The organism is Pseudoalteromonas sp. ATL1 (assembly GCF_058933015.1).
The window spans coordinates 178,722-194,513 of record NZ_JBZYXL010000001.1 but is presented as its reverse complement, the minus strand read 5'-3'; the positions used below and the strand labels follow the sequence as shown (position 1 = coordinate 194,513).

Sequence of the window (15,792 nt, the reverse complement as noted above, 5' to 3'; positions counted from 1 at the left end):
TTATTTTTTCTGTTTCCATATTAGTTTAATTTTTTATGGCCATAAGGTGGTTATTTAATACTGTAAATAATAAATGTGTGGGACGGGGGATTATGCAAGGACAGAAAGTAAGAACGCCATTTCTAGAGAATCAAGGCCAAGTTCCATTAGAGCGTATTGAGTTTCAAGCAACATTAAAACATGGGCTTGTGTTATGTGGTGATAAATCTAAAAAAAAAGTCGCATTGACATTCGATGATGGTCCTTCTGAGTATACATCTGGATTATTAAAAATATTAAAGAAACATCGTGTTAAAGCCACATTCTTTATGCTTGCGAATCAAGTCATCAAGCGACAGTCGTTGGCAAGAGCCGTAGTACGACAAGGGCATCTTATTGGTAACCATACATTTTCTCATGCAAGAGCTTCATCACATCACAATTTCAGTTTTAAGTATCTACAAGTACTCAAAGCAAAAGAGACAATTCATAAGTTTGTTGGCGTTGATACAGACTTATTTAGACCTGCATTTGGCGACATTACCGATGCGCAGCTGAAATTACTTTCAACGCTTAACTATCAAAGTGTTGCTTGGTCAATTGATACGCAAGATTGGTTCTATCATGATGACCCGCAGCGAATTGCAAACAATGCGTTGGACTACTTGCATCCTGGCGCGGTGATTTTAATGCATGACGGTGGTGGAAATCGCAGCTCAACATTGCAAGCCGTAGATACACTGATTCGCAAAGCCAAATTATCAGGGTATGAATTTGTCACTCTAAAGCAACTAATTAGCTAGAGATGGGTATGGATAAAGAGCGACTAAAAATCGAATTTGGCTATGTGCCAACTTATGGGCTTTGGAAACAGGCCATGATTAAAGGTTGGGATATCTGCGAACAAAAGTATGAATCAATATTAGAGACTAAGCAGCTTCTTCGCGTCAGGCTTGATGGAGATATTATCGCTTATGCAAGTTATGCAATATTTGCTGATGAACTCAGTCTGTATCTGTTGGTCGTTATGCCGAATTATCGGCGTCAAGGAGTCGCTCAACTCTTGTTGTCGACGTTAGAAGAACAAGCAAAATCTCATGGAGTCAGGCAGCTGACTTTATGTAGTCATCAAAGCCAGCCGCTATGGCGTGCGTTACCTGATTCATTAAACGATGCAGTGGCATTCTTCGAAGCGAATGGTTGGCGAAATCATAAAGACTCGCTAGATCAATATCGCAATATCGAGCACTACCAAACGCCCACATTTTTGTTACGCAAACATGAGCCCGAAGCCATGTCTGTCGCGCTGATGAGCGAGGAACAAAAAAGTGCTGTTTTGGCATTTATTGCTCATTATTTTCCACATTGGTATCCGTTTTATGAGCAGCTGGTTTTAGAGGATAAATTTGAAAATGTACTGGTTGTTACTTTACACAATAAAGTTGTAGCAAGTTGTCTTCTGCACTACCCAGGAGAGTATTTTTGTGGTGCAAATTGGCTAAATATATTAGGTGAACATTGTGCTGCGCCTGCCGTGTTAGGTGTGGCAAATGAACATCGAGGGAAGAATATTGCTTATTACCTTTTTGATGAAGCGATAAAGCACTTAAAAAAGCGCGGTGCAAAGTCTGTTTTTATTAACCAGTCTGATGCTGCTGCGATATATGCTAAATATGGTTTTAATACCATTTGGCGTTATGGTGACTACGCGAAGTTAATATGATCGATTAAAGGAGGTGGTTGGTGCTTGATGGTGTTTCAATAATTATTCCTACTTATAATCGTAGTATTTTGCTTGATAAAACGCTGCATTCTTTATCTCATCAACTAACCCAAGGTTTATTTTCTTTTGAAGTGATCGTAGTTGATGATGGCTCAAAAGATAATACGCGAGAGGTGGTTTTTGCATATAAAAATAAGCTCAATATTAAATATATTTTTCAAGAAGATAATGGTTTTAGAGTTGCGCTCGCTCGGAATAAGGGCATTAAGTTGGCCGAATTTGGGCTTTGTTTATTTTTAGACTCTGGGGTTATCGCCCATCCCGAATTACTCATACGTCATTATCAGTATCATAATCGCGTGGAAAACTTAGTACTAATCGGCAGCGCGTATGGCATGCAAGAGTTTGAAGCATCCGATAGGGCGATGCCTCATGACTTTACCGATTTAGACTCACATTTTCGCTTGTTTGAAGCGCTATCATCTCGCTCGGAGTTTTATGATTCAAGAGACCGCTCTCTAAGCCAGCACAATTTATCCTTCAACAATGTAAAGTTACCATGGCTGTTGTGTTGGACTTGCCATTTATCTGTTCCCAAGGCTGCTTTAGAGGCATTACATGGTTTTGATGAGCAATTTATCTCTTGGGGTGGCGAAGATGTTGAATTGGGGATCCGTTTATTTAAATTAGGCTGTCAATTCGAATATTTGCAACCTGCTATGGCCATTCATGCGCCACATGATCGTTCAGCAACGGATAATCAACGCTCCTCTCGGCAAAATTGTCTTTATATTTTCAACAAGCACCCGAGCAAAGCGACTTATTTATTAAGCCATGGTCAGATGGGCTGGGAGTCGGTGTTGTTTCGTTGTCAAACAAGCCCACCACAGGAGCATAGCGAAGCATATGTTTAAGTACGATACCCATGTTGTGTTGTGTCCAGAACAGCACGGAACTCACAGTTGTGATGATATTCATACAACGATGTATACACAGCTGCAAATTGGAAGTGGCGCGGTCATATCGGGCTGCCCGCGTATTTATATCACAGCAATTGACGAGAGAGATGACGTAGCCTCTACGCCATTTACACATGAAGAGATCAAATCAGCAATTGCCATTGGTGATGATTGCTTTATGGATTCTTCTCACCGTGCTGCCTTTCCCAATACGCCGGTAAAACTAACGTGTAATCGATTGGCTGGCGGCGTCTTGGGGAGAATCGAAATTGGTCATAATTGTACGTTACAAGGCACCGCAATTTGCAGTTATGAGCGCATCACAATAGGTAACAATGTGATGTTTGGTCCCAATGTTGTCGTTATGGATTCAAGCGGGCACGCATTGACGGCGCGAGGTCAAGTGGGTGAAGCGCAGCGTATCTCTGTGAAACCCGTACACATCGCAGATGATGTATGGGTGGGGTATGGCTGCATTATCTTGCCCGGCGTGCGGATTGGCCAAGGTGCAGTGATAGGTGCGGGTAGCGTGGTGACCAAAGATATTCCACCTATGGTGATGGCGGCTGGCAACCCGTGTCGAGTGATAAAGCCATTGTAATGTGTTGTCATGATTTAAATAAGGAATGATTTTTGATGTCAGATCTAAACATAGATGTTAATTCACTGGGCGAGTGCAACGAACAGAGTACCTCGTCTTTATCATGTGTCATTCGTGTATTTGAGCAACATGTACAACAAACCCCAGACGCCATTGCGTTAGTAAATGAGCATGAAGCTATCTCCTATGCGCAGTTAGCACAGCGAACCAATCAGCTAGCAGAGCATCTACAAGCGCATCATGTTAAGGCGGACGACAGAGTTGGCGTGTACTTACAGCCATCTAGCGAGCTGATTGTTTCTATTTTAGCGATATTAAAGGTGGGGGCGGCTTATGTCCCTCTTGACTTGTCTTACCCTGAGCAACGTTTAAGTTATATCTTAAATGACAGCAATGTCTTTTTGCTCATATGTGAGCAAAATAATCACGCAAAATTGATGTCGTTACAATTGTCTGCACAGAGGCAAGTGCTCACGCTGGATGCGATAGCAAAGCCAATGATGAAGGTTTCACGGCGTAACGGATCGCAGCAAAAAGGCGCTAAATTTAGCAATAAACTGGCTTACATCGTATATACCTCTGGCTCAACGGGGCGACCGAAAGGGGTAATGGTGACGCACCAGTCGCTAACACATCATATTAAGGCCATCAGTCAGCGCTTAGACGTGAAAACGCATGATCGGATCTTACAGTTTGCCAATATTGGTTTCGACACTGCGACGGAGCAGATCTTCTTAGCCTTACTAAATGGGGCCTGTTTGTGTATTGGCGAGCGAGCACTGCTTGATATCGCTAAACTAAAGCAATGTTTGTTAGTCAACAAAATCACCATTGCCGATCTACCAACTAGCTTTGCTAGCGAGTTATTCACTGACTTGGCAAAAGAGAGTGACTTTGTGCGCAATACGGCTTTACGCGCACTGTTAGTGGGGGGAGAAACATGTCCAAGTTCATTGGTTGAGCGCTTCCAAAAAAGCGAGTTAAGTTCACAATGTACCTTGTATAACGCCTATGGCCCAACGGAAGCGACCATCACATCGAGTTTGTATGCGGTGCCAAAAGATTTCTCCGGCTTGAGCGTGCCGATCGGTAAAACATTACCAGAGACAACATTTTATGTTGTTGATACAGATATGAATTTGCTGCCTACAGGGCAGGTCGGTGAATTACTCATAGGTGGGCGTCGCGTGGCGCTTGGTTATTGGCAGCAAGAACAACTAACCGCTCAGCAATTCATTGATAATCCTTTTGACAATACAAGCCACATGCAGCGTTTGTATAAAACAGGCGATTTGGTTCGCCAAATCGATGATGAAAACTACGAGTTTATAGGCCGTATTGATGAACAAGTGAAAATACGAGGTTTTCGTATCGAACTTGGAGAAATTGAAGCCCAGCTTGTGACCCACCCTGTGGTTTGCCAAGCTGTGGTCATCGTTGATAAAACTCATACTCAGGCTCGACTGATTGCTTATTTGAGCTTACAAAACACCCAGCCTAGTGTGTCGTTGCAAGCTCAACTCAGGGCTTATTTACAAACCAAATTACCCGATTATATGCTGCCGAACGCTTGGGTGTTTATGGACAAACTGCCATTGACCGAAAATGGCAAACTGGCGCGAAAAGGTCTGCCAGTCCCTGAGCAGGCTGATGATAAATCTTTTAGCCCACCCGAAAATCACATGCAACACCAGCTACAAACAATGTGGGCTAAGTTGCTAGAACGAGACGCAGATAAAATCGGTATCGATGATAATTTTTTGTCTTTGGGTGGCAACTCACTACTGGCTTCGCGTTTACTAACGCAACTGCGCGAGCAGTGGCGAGTGGAATTGTCGCTTAAAGATGTATTGGAACAGCTCACTATCCGCACTCAAGCAGACCGTATCAAGCAAGCTGAATCCGCTATCGCACCACAGATTATTGCAAAGCCAGAGACTAGGCAGGCGCCCTTATCGTATGCGCAGCAGGGGCTTTGGCTGATAGATCAGATTTCACCTAATCATACTCAGTACCATATTTGTGAAACCTTGCGGCTGTCAGGGAATGTGAATGAATCGGCGCTAGTACAAGCGCTCACAACGGTCGTATCACGTCATCAAATACTGCGTACTGTGTACATAAGCCAAGGTGGTGCGCCTTATCAAACGTGTTTAGATGTAAAAGAATTTACGGTATCAATATTGGATTTACAGCATCTTGTTGAGGCTGACGCAGAGCTGGAAATACAACATCTACAACAGCAGCAAGCACAACGACCTTTTTCGCTTGAGCGAGAGGTACTATTTCGAGCGCAGTTGGTGCGCTTGGCGGCGCAGCATTATGTGTTGTTGCTCAGTTGCCACCATATCTGTGCTGATGGTTGGTCAATTAATATTTTGATCAAAGAGTTGAATACCTTGTATCAAGATTTTGCCAGTAACCAAGCTGCTTCGTTAGCGCCGCTGCCGGTCCAATACCAAGACTATGCAATGTGGCAGCATCTACATGTTACAGAGCAGGTGTTGGCACCACAGATAGCATACTGGCAAAAAGCACTTTCAGGGATACCTTTGCTACATAGCTTGCCACTCGATTATGTCAGGCCGGATCAGCAAAGTTATCGAGGTGATGTGCTGATTGGTCAAGTGGATAAAGAAACAACACAGGCCTTGAATGAGTATGCCAATGTTCATAATGCAACCCTGTTTATGGTGTTGCACAGTGCATTGAGTGTTTTATTGAGTCGCTACTCGGGTGAATCAGATATCGTGATTGGGACTCCTGTTGCTAATCGTACACAGCCACAGTTAGATGACTTAATTGGCTTTTTTGCTAATACCGTGGTACTTCGCAGTGACTTATCAAATGCCCCGACCTTTGAACAACTTTTGATGCAAAACAAGGCGTCGACACTTGCAGCGTTTGAACACCAGCAACTGCCATTTAATAAGTTAGTTGAAGCGTTAAAAGTCGAGCGCAGTCTGGCTTATTCTCCCGTGTTTCAAGTTTTATTGGTATTACAAAATAACGTCGAAGAGACGTTTGATATGCCAGACATGGATGTGCGAATGGAGAACCCCGTCAGCCCAACCGCCAAATTCGACCTGTCACTGCAGATCACGCCAACCTCAGAGGGGTTAGCGTTGTGCTGGGAATATGCGAGTGATTTATTCAGCCAAGCGCGCATAGCGCGTATGCACGAAAGTATGTTGCGCTTGCTCGATGCCATTTTGAGTTCACCGCAAGTGCCAGTTGGTGCGCTGCCGATCCTAGCTGCTGTTGATGAGCAGCGACTTAATCGCTGGCAAGGGGACGATAAAGAGGTGTCTTACGCGCCGCGCCTTGATGATTTATTTGAGGTGCAAGCGCAGGCCTATCCAAATCGTATCGCTGTGAGTATGGGAGACTTGCAATGGAGCTATCAAGCGCTGAACGAGCAAGCAAACCAATTGGCGAATTTGCTGCTGCTCGACGGTATTTCAGAGGGAGACTTAGTTGGCGTTAGCATGGCACGTTCGCTGAATTTGGCGCTCAGCATACTGGCGATTTTAAAGGCCGGTGGCGTGTATGTGCCTCTTGATGTGGATTATCCAGAAGAGCGATTACGTTATGTGATCCGGGATGCGAATTTGCACATGGTACTGTGTGATGATACGCAATTACAACGGCTTAGCATGTTGTGTGAGGAGACGAATGCGCAAGTTGTCAGCTTAGAGTCTCAGTCGCTACGTGCTCGGTTAAGCATGCAAAACCCACATCGCGTCATGCTGGATAGGCGTAACTTCGATACGCAAGCCATGGCGTATGTTATTTATACTTCAGGCTCCACGGGAAAACCCAAAGGCGTGATGCAAACACATCGGACAATCGGTCATTTGGTCCTTGCTCAGCAGCAACAGCAAGTGCTGAAATTGGCGATGAAAACTTTGCAGTTGGCGTCAATTTCTTTTGATGTGTCGTTACAAGAGCTGTTCACTACTTGGGCAACAGGCGGTAGTCTAGTGGTGCTTGATCAAGCACTACGTTTGGAAGTGGACACCATCGTGCAGATCATGTTTGAACAAGGGATTGAGCGGGTGTTCATGTCGCCCGCGTTGTTAGAGCTTATTGCGCAAAGTGCCTTGCGGCAAAAGCTGAGCATGCCGCAATTAAAGGAAGTGATTGTGGCTGGAGAGGCGCTGCGTATTTCTAAATCAGTACGGTCTTTTTGGAAAACATCACCGTTCCAATTGGTTAACCATTATGGTCCGACAGAATCACATGTGATCACCAGCCACGTGGTGCATGATTTTGACCATGACTCAGCGCCACCGATTGGCCAGCCTGTGGGGGCTCACCTGCTTAGTGTGTTGAATACATCAGGCCATGCAGTGCCGGTTGGTAGCATTGGTGAGTTATGGGTTACAGGTGCCGGTTTGGCACTTGGCTACTTGGCACAACCGGTATTAACGGCCGAAAAGTTTGTTACTCGTGCGTCCGACCAAGGCGTACGTCAGCGTTGGTATCGGACTGGCGACCTAGTACGTTGGTCTGAAAGTGGCTTGCTAGAGTTTATCGGCCGTATCGATCAGCAAGTGCAGATCCGAGGCTATCGGGTGGAGCTTAGCGAGATCAGTTCGGTATTGAAAAATCACCCAATGGTGGCTGATGCGTTTACCCTGCAAGGCGGCCCTCAATCACAGCATTTATGCACTTTTGTGGTACTCACATCGCAAGCGGTTCCCGATGATGAGCAGCTTATGTTGTCATTAAAGCAGTGGCTAGCAGAGTATTTGCCAACCTATATGATCCCCAATCAGTTGCTTCGGCTTGACGCGATGTTGCTCACCCATAATGGTAAAGTGGATAGAGCCGCGTTACTAGAGCGGATGGTTGTGGATGTTGAACATGAACTCGAGACGCCAAAAAATGAGACTGAGAAACGACTGTTAGAGATATGGCAAGCGTTGTTGCAGCTATCTCATATCAGCGTGACGGATGATTTCTTTGTACTCGGAGGCAGTTCTTTAACGGCAATCACGCTGACCACTCAAATTAATATTGGTTTCAACACGCAATTGTCGGTACGAGACATTTTCACCTTGAAAACGATTAGGGCATTGGCCAATGCCATATCGCACTCAACAACCGCGTTTAAATTTGCAGATTATCAAATTACGCCAGCGAACAAAGAACAGCAGGCGACCTGGTTTCCTCTTACCAATATTCAACAAGCCTATTTATACGGGCGACTGGGCAACTTTGAAATGGGCAATGTGGCGACACATTGCTATGACGAAATTCATTTTCGACACTTAGACGTTGAAAAGTTTGAGTGGGCACTCAATCAAATCATCGCCGCGCAACCGACTTTGCGCACGGTTTTTGATCAGCAAGCACAAAAAGTGTTAGCGCACATACCGCCATACCGGGTAATCGCGCATGGAGAGTTATCCGATACTGCGTTCACACAAGTGCGTTTTGAGCTTGCCAATAAAGTATACGACGTTTCTAAGTTTCCACTGTTTGACTTTGCTGTTAGCCAATATCAAGGAGAAACGATATTACACGTCAGCATTGATGCACTGATCATGGACGCGACGAGCCTGAATTTTATGTTTAGTGCGCTGGCAGAGCTGTATAATCAAGCGCCTGATAGTCAAGCACTTCCTCAGCCACCAGCACTACAATTTAGCGATTATATGTTTCAATATGAGCGGCTCAGAAACAGTGAGTTATATACCCAAGCACAAGCGTATTGGCAGTCGCGTCTAGCGGATTATAACTTTGCTGTTCAGTTACCTATGAACACTGAGCCGAGCCGTGTTACGGCCCCCACATTTGCTCGCCGAGTACAAATGATTGAGCCGAAGATTTGGCAACAACTGGAAGAAAAAGCGCGCCAATATCAAATGTCTCCTACCAGTGTCATGCTGTACTTGTATGGTGTGGTGCTGTGTCAGTGGAGTGGTCAATCTTCATTTTGTATCAACCTCACCCTGTTTAACCGACTGCCCCTGCATCCGCACGTTGATGAGTTGTGGGGTGATTTTACCGTGCTGGAACTCTTTAATTTTCAACACAAGCCACACTTATCGGCCCTGCAGGCCATGTCAGATACGCATCAGCAGCTTTGGCAGGATATAGAGCATAACTTGTTTGACGGCATTGATTTTCAACGCTTGATCAGAAAGACCCTAAAGCTAGACCAAAACAGAGCCATCTCACCCGTCGTTTTGACCAGTTTACTGGGCCAAGCGGCGGTACCAGAAAAGAATATGCATGGTTATTTATCTCATGGCTATTCGATTACGCAAACATCGCAAGTGTATCTCGACAACAAGGTCTTTGAGAGTGAACAAGGGGTTGTTATCGAGTGGGATTATGTTGAGCAACTGTTTAGCGCTGAATTAATAGAGCAGATGCAAAATGATTACTGTCATTTAATCAAACAAGTTGCACAACTTGATTGGCAACAGGCGTTACCCACTCTGAAATTACCCATGGCACATCAGCGGCTTATTCAAGCAGCAAATAAAGAGCCTGCCCCTACGTGCGATGACACCTTGGTTTCTTTGTGCCACAAAGGGGCGGCAATCAATCCGCATGGCACAGCGGTGGTTGATGCACAGGGTAAGCATAGTTACCAGAGTATTTTATCGCGCAGTGAGCAGCTTGCCCATTACTTGCACCAAACGCGAGATCCCCAATGTGCATTAATCGCTATTTTAAGTGATAAGGGCGCGGCACAAGTGATTGCCAGCATAGCGATTATGCAAACTGGTGCGGCTTATTTACCCCTGAATGTGGACTGGCCACTTGGGCGTATTCGGCAAGTCTTATCTGAAGGACAGGTTCAACAAGTTCTGGTGACCAACACACAGTTTGAAAACACCATTAAAGGGTGCGCGTGGGAACATGAGTATCAGTGGTTGAACATCGACACTTTGAGCGCGGAGCCGCAGGGCGTTGAGCCCAGAGCCGCATTGCCAAATGTTACTCCTGAGCAGCTTGCGTATGTCATTTTTACGTCTGGCAGTACGGGCAAACCTAAAGGCGTGATGATCTCGCATCAAGGTGCGCTTAACACTTTGGTTGCGGTGAACCAACACATCAGACTCACGCAAGACGATGCGGTGCTTGCTTTGTCTGAGCTGAGTTTTGATTTGTCGGTATTTGATATTTTTTCAGTATTGGCAGTCGGTGGCACCATTGTTTTTCCCGCACAGGCGAGAAGTAAAGAGCCTGGGCATTGGTATGAATTAGTATCTCAATATCAGGTGAGTATTTGGAATACGGTGCCTCAACTGACGCAATTGCTAGTCGATTACGCCACAGATTTTGACTTACCTCTTACCTCATTGCGTGTGGTGATGATGAGTGGTGATTGGATCCCAGTTAGCTTGCCAAGCCAATTGTGGCGATTAAATCCCAACATTCAAGCCATTAGTTTAGGAGGAGCAACCGAAGGAAGTATCTGGTCAATTTGGCACGATATTAACGAAGTACCTAGTCAGTGGCGCGCCATTCCGTATGGTGTCGCAATGCCAGGACAAGCGATGTATGTACTTAACCAAGCAGGTGAACATTGTCCTATTGGCGTATTAGGAGAGATATACATAGGTGGAAAGGGCGTCGCACTGGGTTATTGGCAAGATACAGAAAAAACGCGCGCGCAATTTATTGAGCATGTACAACTTGGCCGTTTGTATAAAACTGGAGATATGGGACGCTGGCACCCTGATGGATACATGTGTTTTGAAGGTCGTAAAGACAACCAAGTTAAGATCAATGGTTATCGAATTGAGCTAGAAGAAATAGCCGCCAAATTGACAGACCTAGCTGGCATTGAACAAGCGCTAGTACGTGTCAAAAACAGTCAGTTAATTGCATATCTGATTGCCAACAATGCAGGTGATGTAAGTCACCTTGAGTTAGACGACGCGCAAACCACCGCATTCAAGCTCAAACAACTTGGTCTGAAAAAACACAATTCGGTGGAAGTGAATTTGCCAGAGCGACAGTTGGACGAGGCGCTGTACTGTAGTCGAAAAAGCTATAGAACCTTTACCGATGCACCCATTTCACTTTCGCAAGAAGCGCTGCAAGCCTTGCTCAAAGCGACATCCGAAGCAGAGGATATGCGCGCATTTATTGAGCCAAATAACAGTTCTGTGTCTCTATTGCAGCGATTGAGCGCAGTGTTAGCGTCAATCAGCGCGATGTCATTTAGCGATAGAGCGCTACCAAAATATCGTTATCCTTCAGCGGGTAGCAGTTATGCGGTGCAAACAACGGTATGTATTGCCACAGCGCAATTCGGGCTTAAAACCGGTTACTACTATTATCACCCAGTGAATCATCAGCTTAGTTATCTTGAGCCGTTGCAAGAACAGGACGTTGTCCGCTCAGCCGTGAGTTTATCATTCGCATTATATATACCCGCAATCAAACCGTTATATCATGAGCAAAGTATCCGATTTGGCTATCTAGAGCTGGGTCATATGCTGTACTTATTATTTGGTGAGGTGCAAAAACACCATTTAAGTGCACGTTTTGAATGTGATGCGCAAGGCTTTGCTTGTGATGGTGTTGAATCGGTGTCATTGGGTCATTTGCATTTAGACTTTGCAACAAGTGCGCAAAATAATGCGCTGTTCCCCGTCGTTTCATTTGATTACTTGTCCCGTACCGCGAATGGCTATCATACGCAAGCGCGTGGGGTTGATTTTGAACACTTGAGCATTTTTGAGCGAGTCGCGACGCAGCAGCAATTACTTGAGTCAGGCAGTGCCTTGATCACCTTCAGTGGAGAGACCTCACAGCCTCAGGCATTGCTGAGTTCAGGCTATTATGCGCAACAACTGAGTGAAAAACTCTATGAACAAAATGTAGGGAGCTGTTGTTTAGGTTTTATTCCTTATCAAGGCGTTAATTATACCATGCTGGTTGGCGGAATTGAGGAGAGAGATAAGCTCGCGAGCGATAGCGACGTATCTGCAACTTCACTAACACAGCACCTCAATGCCCAATTGAGTCAGCATTTGCCTGCCTATATGTTGCCTCAACATTATCAGGTGCTGACGAGTTTACCTTTAAGTGCAAATGGTAAAGTGGATGAAGGCGCGCTGCCTGAGGTTGAGTTAGCACCACAGACATTTATTGCTCCTCGAAATGAACTCGAAAAAAGCTTAGCCAAAGGTGTTGAGCAAACGCTAGGGCTTACGAAGGTTAGTGTTACCGACAACTTTTTCAGCCTTGGTGTCGACTCTATTGTTGCGATTAAGTTGGTTGCGCAATTCAAACAACACGCGTTGAACTGTACGATTGCGGACATTTTTACCTATCCAAGCATTGCGCAGTTAGCGCCACAAGTGAGCGCCTTGGTTGAGCGTGACGTGTATCAGCCGTTTTCCCTGTTGGACAAAGCGGATTTACCTGCGTTATCCGTTTGGCAAGATGCTTACCCGGTAAGCCAATTACAGTTAGCAATGCTTATTGCATCGGCAAGGCATGACTCGCTGTATCACGAGATGACCCTATTTAGCGTCGCACAACCTTTTGAATATGAGATTTTTGAACAAGTATTATACGAGTTGTCGCAGCAGCACGAACTATTGCGTACGGCTTTTCAACCACATCCGCTACATGGCTTTATTGGTTGCGTGTCATCAGAGCCACAGGTTCACTTGACGGTTTACGATCGAGCAATTCACCCGATCCAAAATGAGTTAAATCGTCAGGGTTTTATGCTCGAGCAGCCTGGCTTATACCACGTGGTTGTTGGCGTACTGCAGAGCGGTTCATTTGAAGTGGCGGTGTTATTCCATCACGCATTGATGGATGGTTGGAGTTTGGCAACCTTGACGACACAGCTATTTGAAACCTACCAAGCAAAGTTGCAACACCGAGTTGTTGCACATCGACATGCGTTACCTGTGTATGGGGAGTATGTGGCCAATCAGCGTCGCGCCATAAACGATGCGACGTTACGCGATTTTTGGCAAACGTATTTGGCCGATTATGAACAACCTGAGCTGCCGCTGATCGGCGCAGATAGGGGCGAACCGCTGACGCATAGACGACTTACTCATACCCTCAATAGTGACAGTGCTGATCGATTGGTGAAACTGAGTGAACAATTAGGTTTACCAATTGATGTGATATTTTTAGCGCTATTTGGGCAAGTGTTGTGTACTTTCCAGAATGTATCTGAATTTACGGTTGGGGTGGTCGCAAACAACCGCCTGACACAGCAAGGTGGTGATACTCAAATAGGGCTGTTTTTAAACACCTTACCGATACGTCTGGTCAAGCGTAAAAAAGCGCAGCCCATCGGTGAGTGGTTAAATATCATTGCATCGCAAAAGCATCATGTATTACAAGGTGCTGCCATGCCTTATCAGCAAATTATTGAAGTATGTTCACAAGGTGCGAGTTATCTCGATTGTGTATTCAATTACAGTCACTTTGCGCATCATGCTGCCGATGTGCAATCTATTGCCAGTGCCACGGATATTGCCAAAACTGACTTCCCGCTGGCGTTGGATGTGACCCAGCATGATGGTCAATTTACTTTGTCGTTAGTGGTTCATAATCAGCGTGTTGAACGAGTTGTGGCGGAGCAGCTCATGACTTACTTACAGCATCATTTGATGGGGGTTGTGGCATGTGCACAACAAAATGATGAGATTGACTTTGCTTTAAGCGCAGCGGATAGCCAATTGCTGAGCGTCCAGCAGCAACCGGTTTTTGCCAGTGAAGATAGCATCGTATCTTTGTTTTGCGCTCAAGTTGCGCGTACGCCTGAGCAGCTTGCATTGGTGTATGCCGACACGCAACTGACCTACCGACAATTGGATGACAAGGCCACGTTACTTGCGCATGTGATACAACAACATTATTTATCGTCAGGTCAATTCGATGCTGCGCGAGAAGGTGCTGATACGCCGCTCATTGCGCTCTATTTTGAGCGAAGTGTAGAAATGGTAGTGGCAATGTTAGCGGTACTAAAAGCGGGATGTGCTTATGTGCCTATTGCGATAGACTATCCTGCACAGCGTATTAACTATGTACTCGATAATAGTCGCCCTGTACTGGTATTCACACAGCGCAATCAGCAAGCACAGCTCACATCATTACGACAAGATACACCGACGTTGTGTATTGAAGATGCCCTTGCAATGGAGAGTGTGAACACCCAAGCACTACCGGCGGTATCTCCTCGAGCGTTGGCCTATGTTATTTACACCTCAGGCACCACAGGCGCGCCTAAGGGAGTGATGGTTTCTCAGTACAATGTATGTAGTTTGGTTGCGGCGATTAACGTTAAGTTTGAGATAAATCAGCCGATGAGAGCGCTGCAATTTGCCAGCTATGTGTTTGATGCCAGTGTGTTTGAAATCTTTTCGGCATTGCTAGGTGGGCATTCGCTGTTTATCTGTTCTGATGAGGAGCGTAAAGATCCGCAAGCGTTAAGGTCGTTACTCGTCAAAGAAAAAATTGAATGGGCGACCATAGCACCCGTGGTGCTAGAACAAATCGATAGCCCGGAAGATCTCGCTTTAAAATGTCTGATCACGGCGGGCGAAAGCCCTTCATTAACAATACTGAAAAAGTTTGCTCAAAACTGCACCGTGTATAACGCTTATGGCCCTACGGAAGCGACGGTCTGTGCCAGCGCAAATCGCTTTAGCATGATGGATGATGCGAACAATATTGGCACTCGCATGCACAACTGCCAATTATTTGTGCTTGATGATGAATTAAGTCCTGTGCCAGTTGGTGCCGTTGGTGAGCTGTATATTGGCGGTGCAGGTGTCGCGCTGGGTTATCTTAATCAAGCGCAATTGACGCAGCAGTGTTTTATTGACAATCCATTTGCAAAAGAAAAAGTGGAGTCATCGGAGCGACTCTACAAAACCGGTGACTTAGTGAAGGTTAACCCCCAGGGTGAGTTGCTGTTTTTAGGGCGCAGTGACAGTCAGGTTAAAGTCCGTGGACATCGTATCGAACTCAGTGAAATTGAATTCGCTTTGAGTCAAGTAGAGGCGGTTTCTCAAGCTGTGGTTATCGGAACGAAACCCTCATCAGGTGCAGCACAATTAACTCAGTTACATGCCTATGTTGTGGCTGAGCAACATGCTATTACCACTGAGCAAGTACTGGCGCAGTTACGCACCCAGTTACCTCCTTTTATGTTGCCAAATACCATCACGTTTATCAGTGAAATTCCGCTGACAATCAATGGCAAAGTCGATAAGCAGGCGTTACCTGAACCTGTTGTGGTGTCTCAATATGTCGCACCTGTTGAGCCGCTTGCTTGTCAATTATGTGCCTTGTGGCAGCAGGTATTGCAAGTTGAAAGGGTAGGGGTGAGCGATAACTTTTTCGCTTTGGGTGGCGATTCGATTCGTGCTCTGACTTTGACGAATCAAATGCAAGCATTGTTAGCACCACTTTTCCAATTGGAAGACTTATATCGATTGGAGTCAGTCGCTCGTATCGTCAGTGAATTTTCGGCTCGCTCAGAGAGTTCGGCTCCAGAGCAAATTATCACGATTTAGGAG

5 protein-coding genes are annotated in these 15,792 nt (G+C 45.5%); all 5 read left to right on the top strand.

Going from position 1 to position 15,792, the window contains the following annotated elements:
- The first annotated feature begins 92 nt into the window (after positions 1-92).
- The 5 genes from AC5FX4_RS00815 to AC5FX4_RS00795 are packed head-to-tail and all read left to right on the top strand — an operon-like array spanning position 93 to position 15,789.
- Positions 93-782: a polysaccharide deacetylase family protein gene (locus tag AC5FX4_RS00815; RefSeq protein WP_493604668.1), complete on the top strand. Its 690-nt coding sequence runs from the start codon at positions 93-95 to the stop codon at positions 780-782.
- Between the two features lie 8 nt (positions 783-790).
- Entirely contained in the window at positions 791-1,702 is a 912-nt protein-coding gene (locus tag AC5FX4_RS00810) for a GNAT family N-acetyltransferase (protein ID WP_493604667.1), read from the top strand.
- 20 nt (positions 1,703-1,722) lie between these two features.
- Positions 1,723-2,616 carry a glycosyltransferase gene (locus tag AC5FX4_RS00805; protein ID WP_493604666.1) on the top strand — a complete coding sequence of 298 codons (894 nt, stop codon included), beginning with the start codon at positions 1,723-1,725 and terminating at the stop codon, positions 2,614-2,616.
- On the top strand, positions 2,609-3,262 hold the full coding sequence (locus tag AC5FX4_RS00800; RefSeq protein ID WP_493604665.1) for a DapH/DapD/GlmU-related protein: 654 nt from the start codon (positions 2,609-2,611) through the stop codon (positions 3,260-3,262). The genes AC5FX4_RS00805 and AC5FX4_RS00800 overlap by 8 nt, the downstream gene beginning before the upstream one ends.
- Before the next feature lie 35 nt (positions 3,263-3,297).
- The gene (locus AC5FX4_RS00795) at positions 3,298-15,789 is read left to right on the top strand and encodes an amino acid adenylation domain-containing protein (RefSeq protein ID WP_493604664.1); all 12,492 of its coding nucleotides are present in this window, start codon (positions 3,298-3,300) and stop codon (positions 15,787-15,789) included.
- The last annotated feature ends 3 nt before the right edge of the window (positions 15,790-15,792 follow it).

Excerpts from the sequence above, each read along its gene's own strand:
- AC5FX4_RS00795 (WP_493604664.1), top strand. The coding sequence starts at position 3,298 with ATGTCAGATCTAAACATAGATGTTAATTCACTGGGCGAGTGCAACGAA.
- AC5FX4_RS00800 (WP_493604665.1), top strand. The coding sequence starts at position 2,609 with ATGTTTAAGTACGATACCCATGTTGTGTTGTGTCCAGAACAGCACGGA.
- AC5FX4_RS00810 (WP_493604667.1), top strand. The coding sequence starts at position 791 with ATGGATAAAGAGCGACTAAAAATCGAATTTGGCTATGTGCCAACTTAT.
- AC5FX4_RS00815 (WP_493604668.1), top strand. The coding sequence starts at position 93 with ATGCAAGGACAGAAAGTAAGAACGCCATTTCTAGAGAATCAAGGCCAA.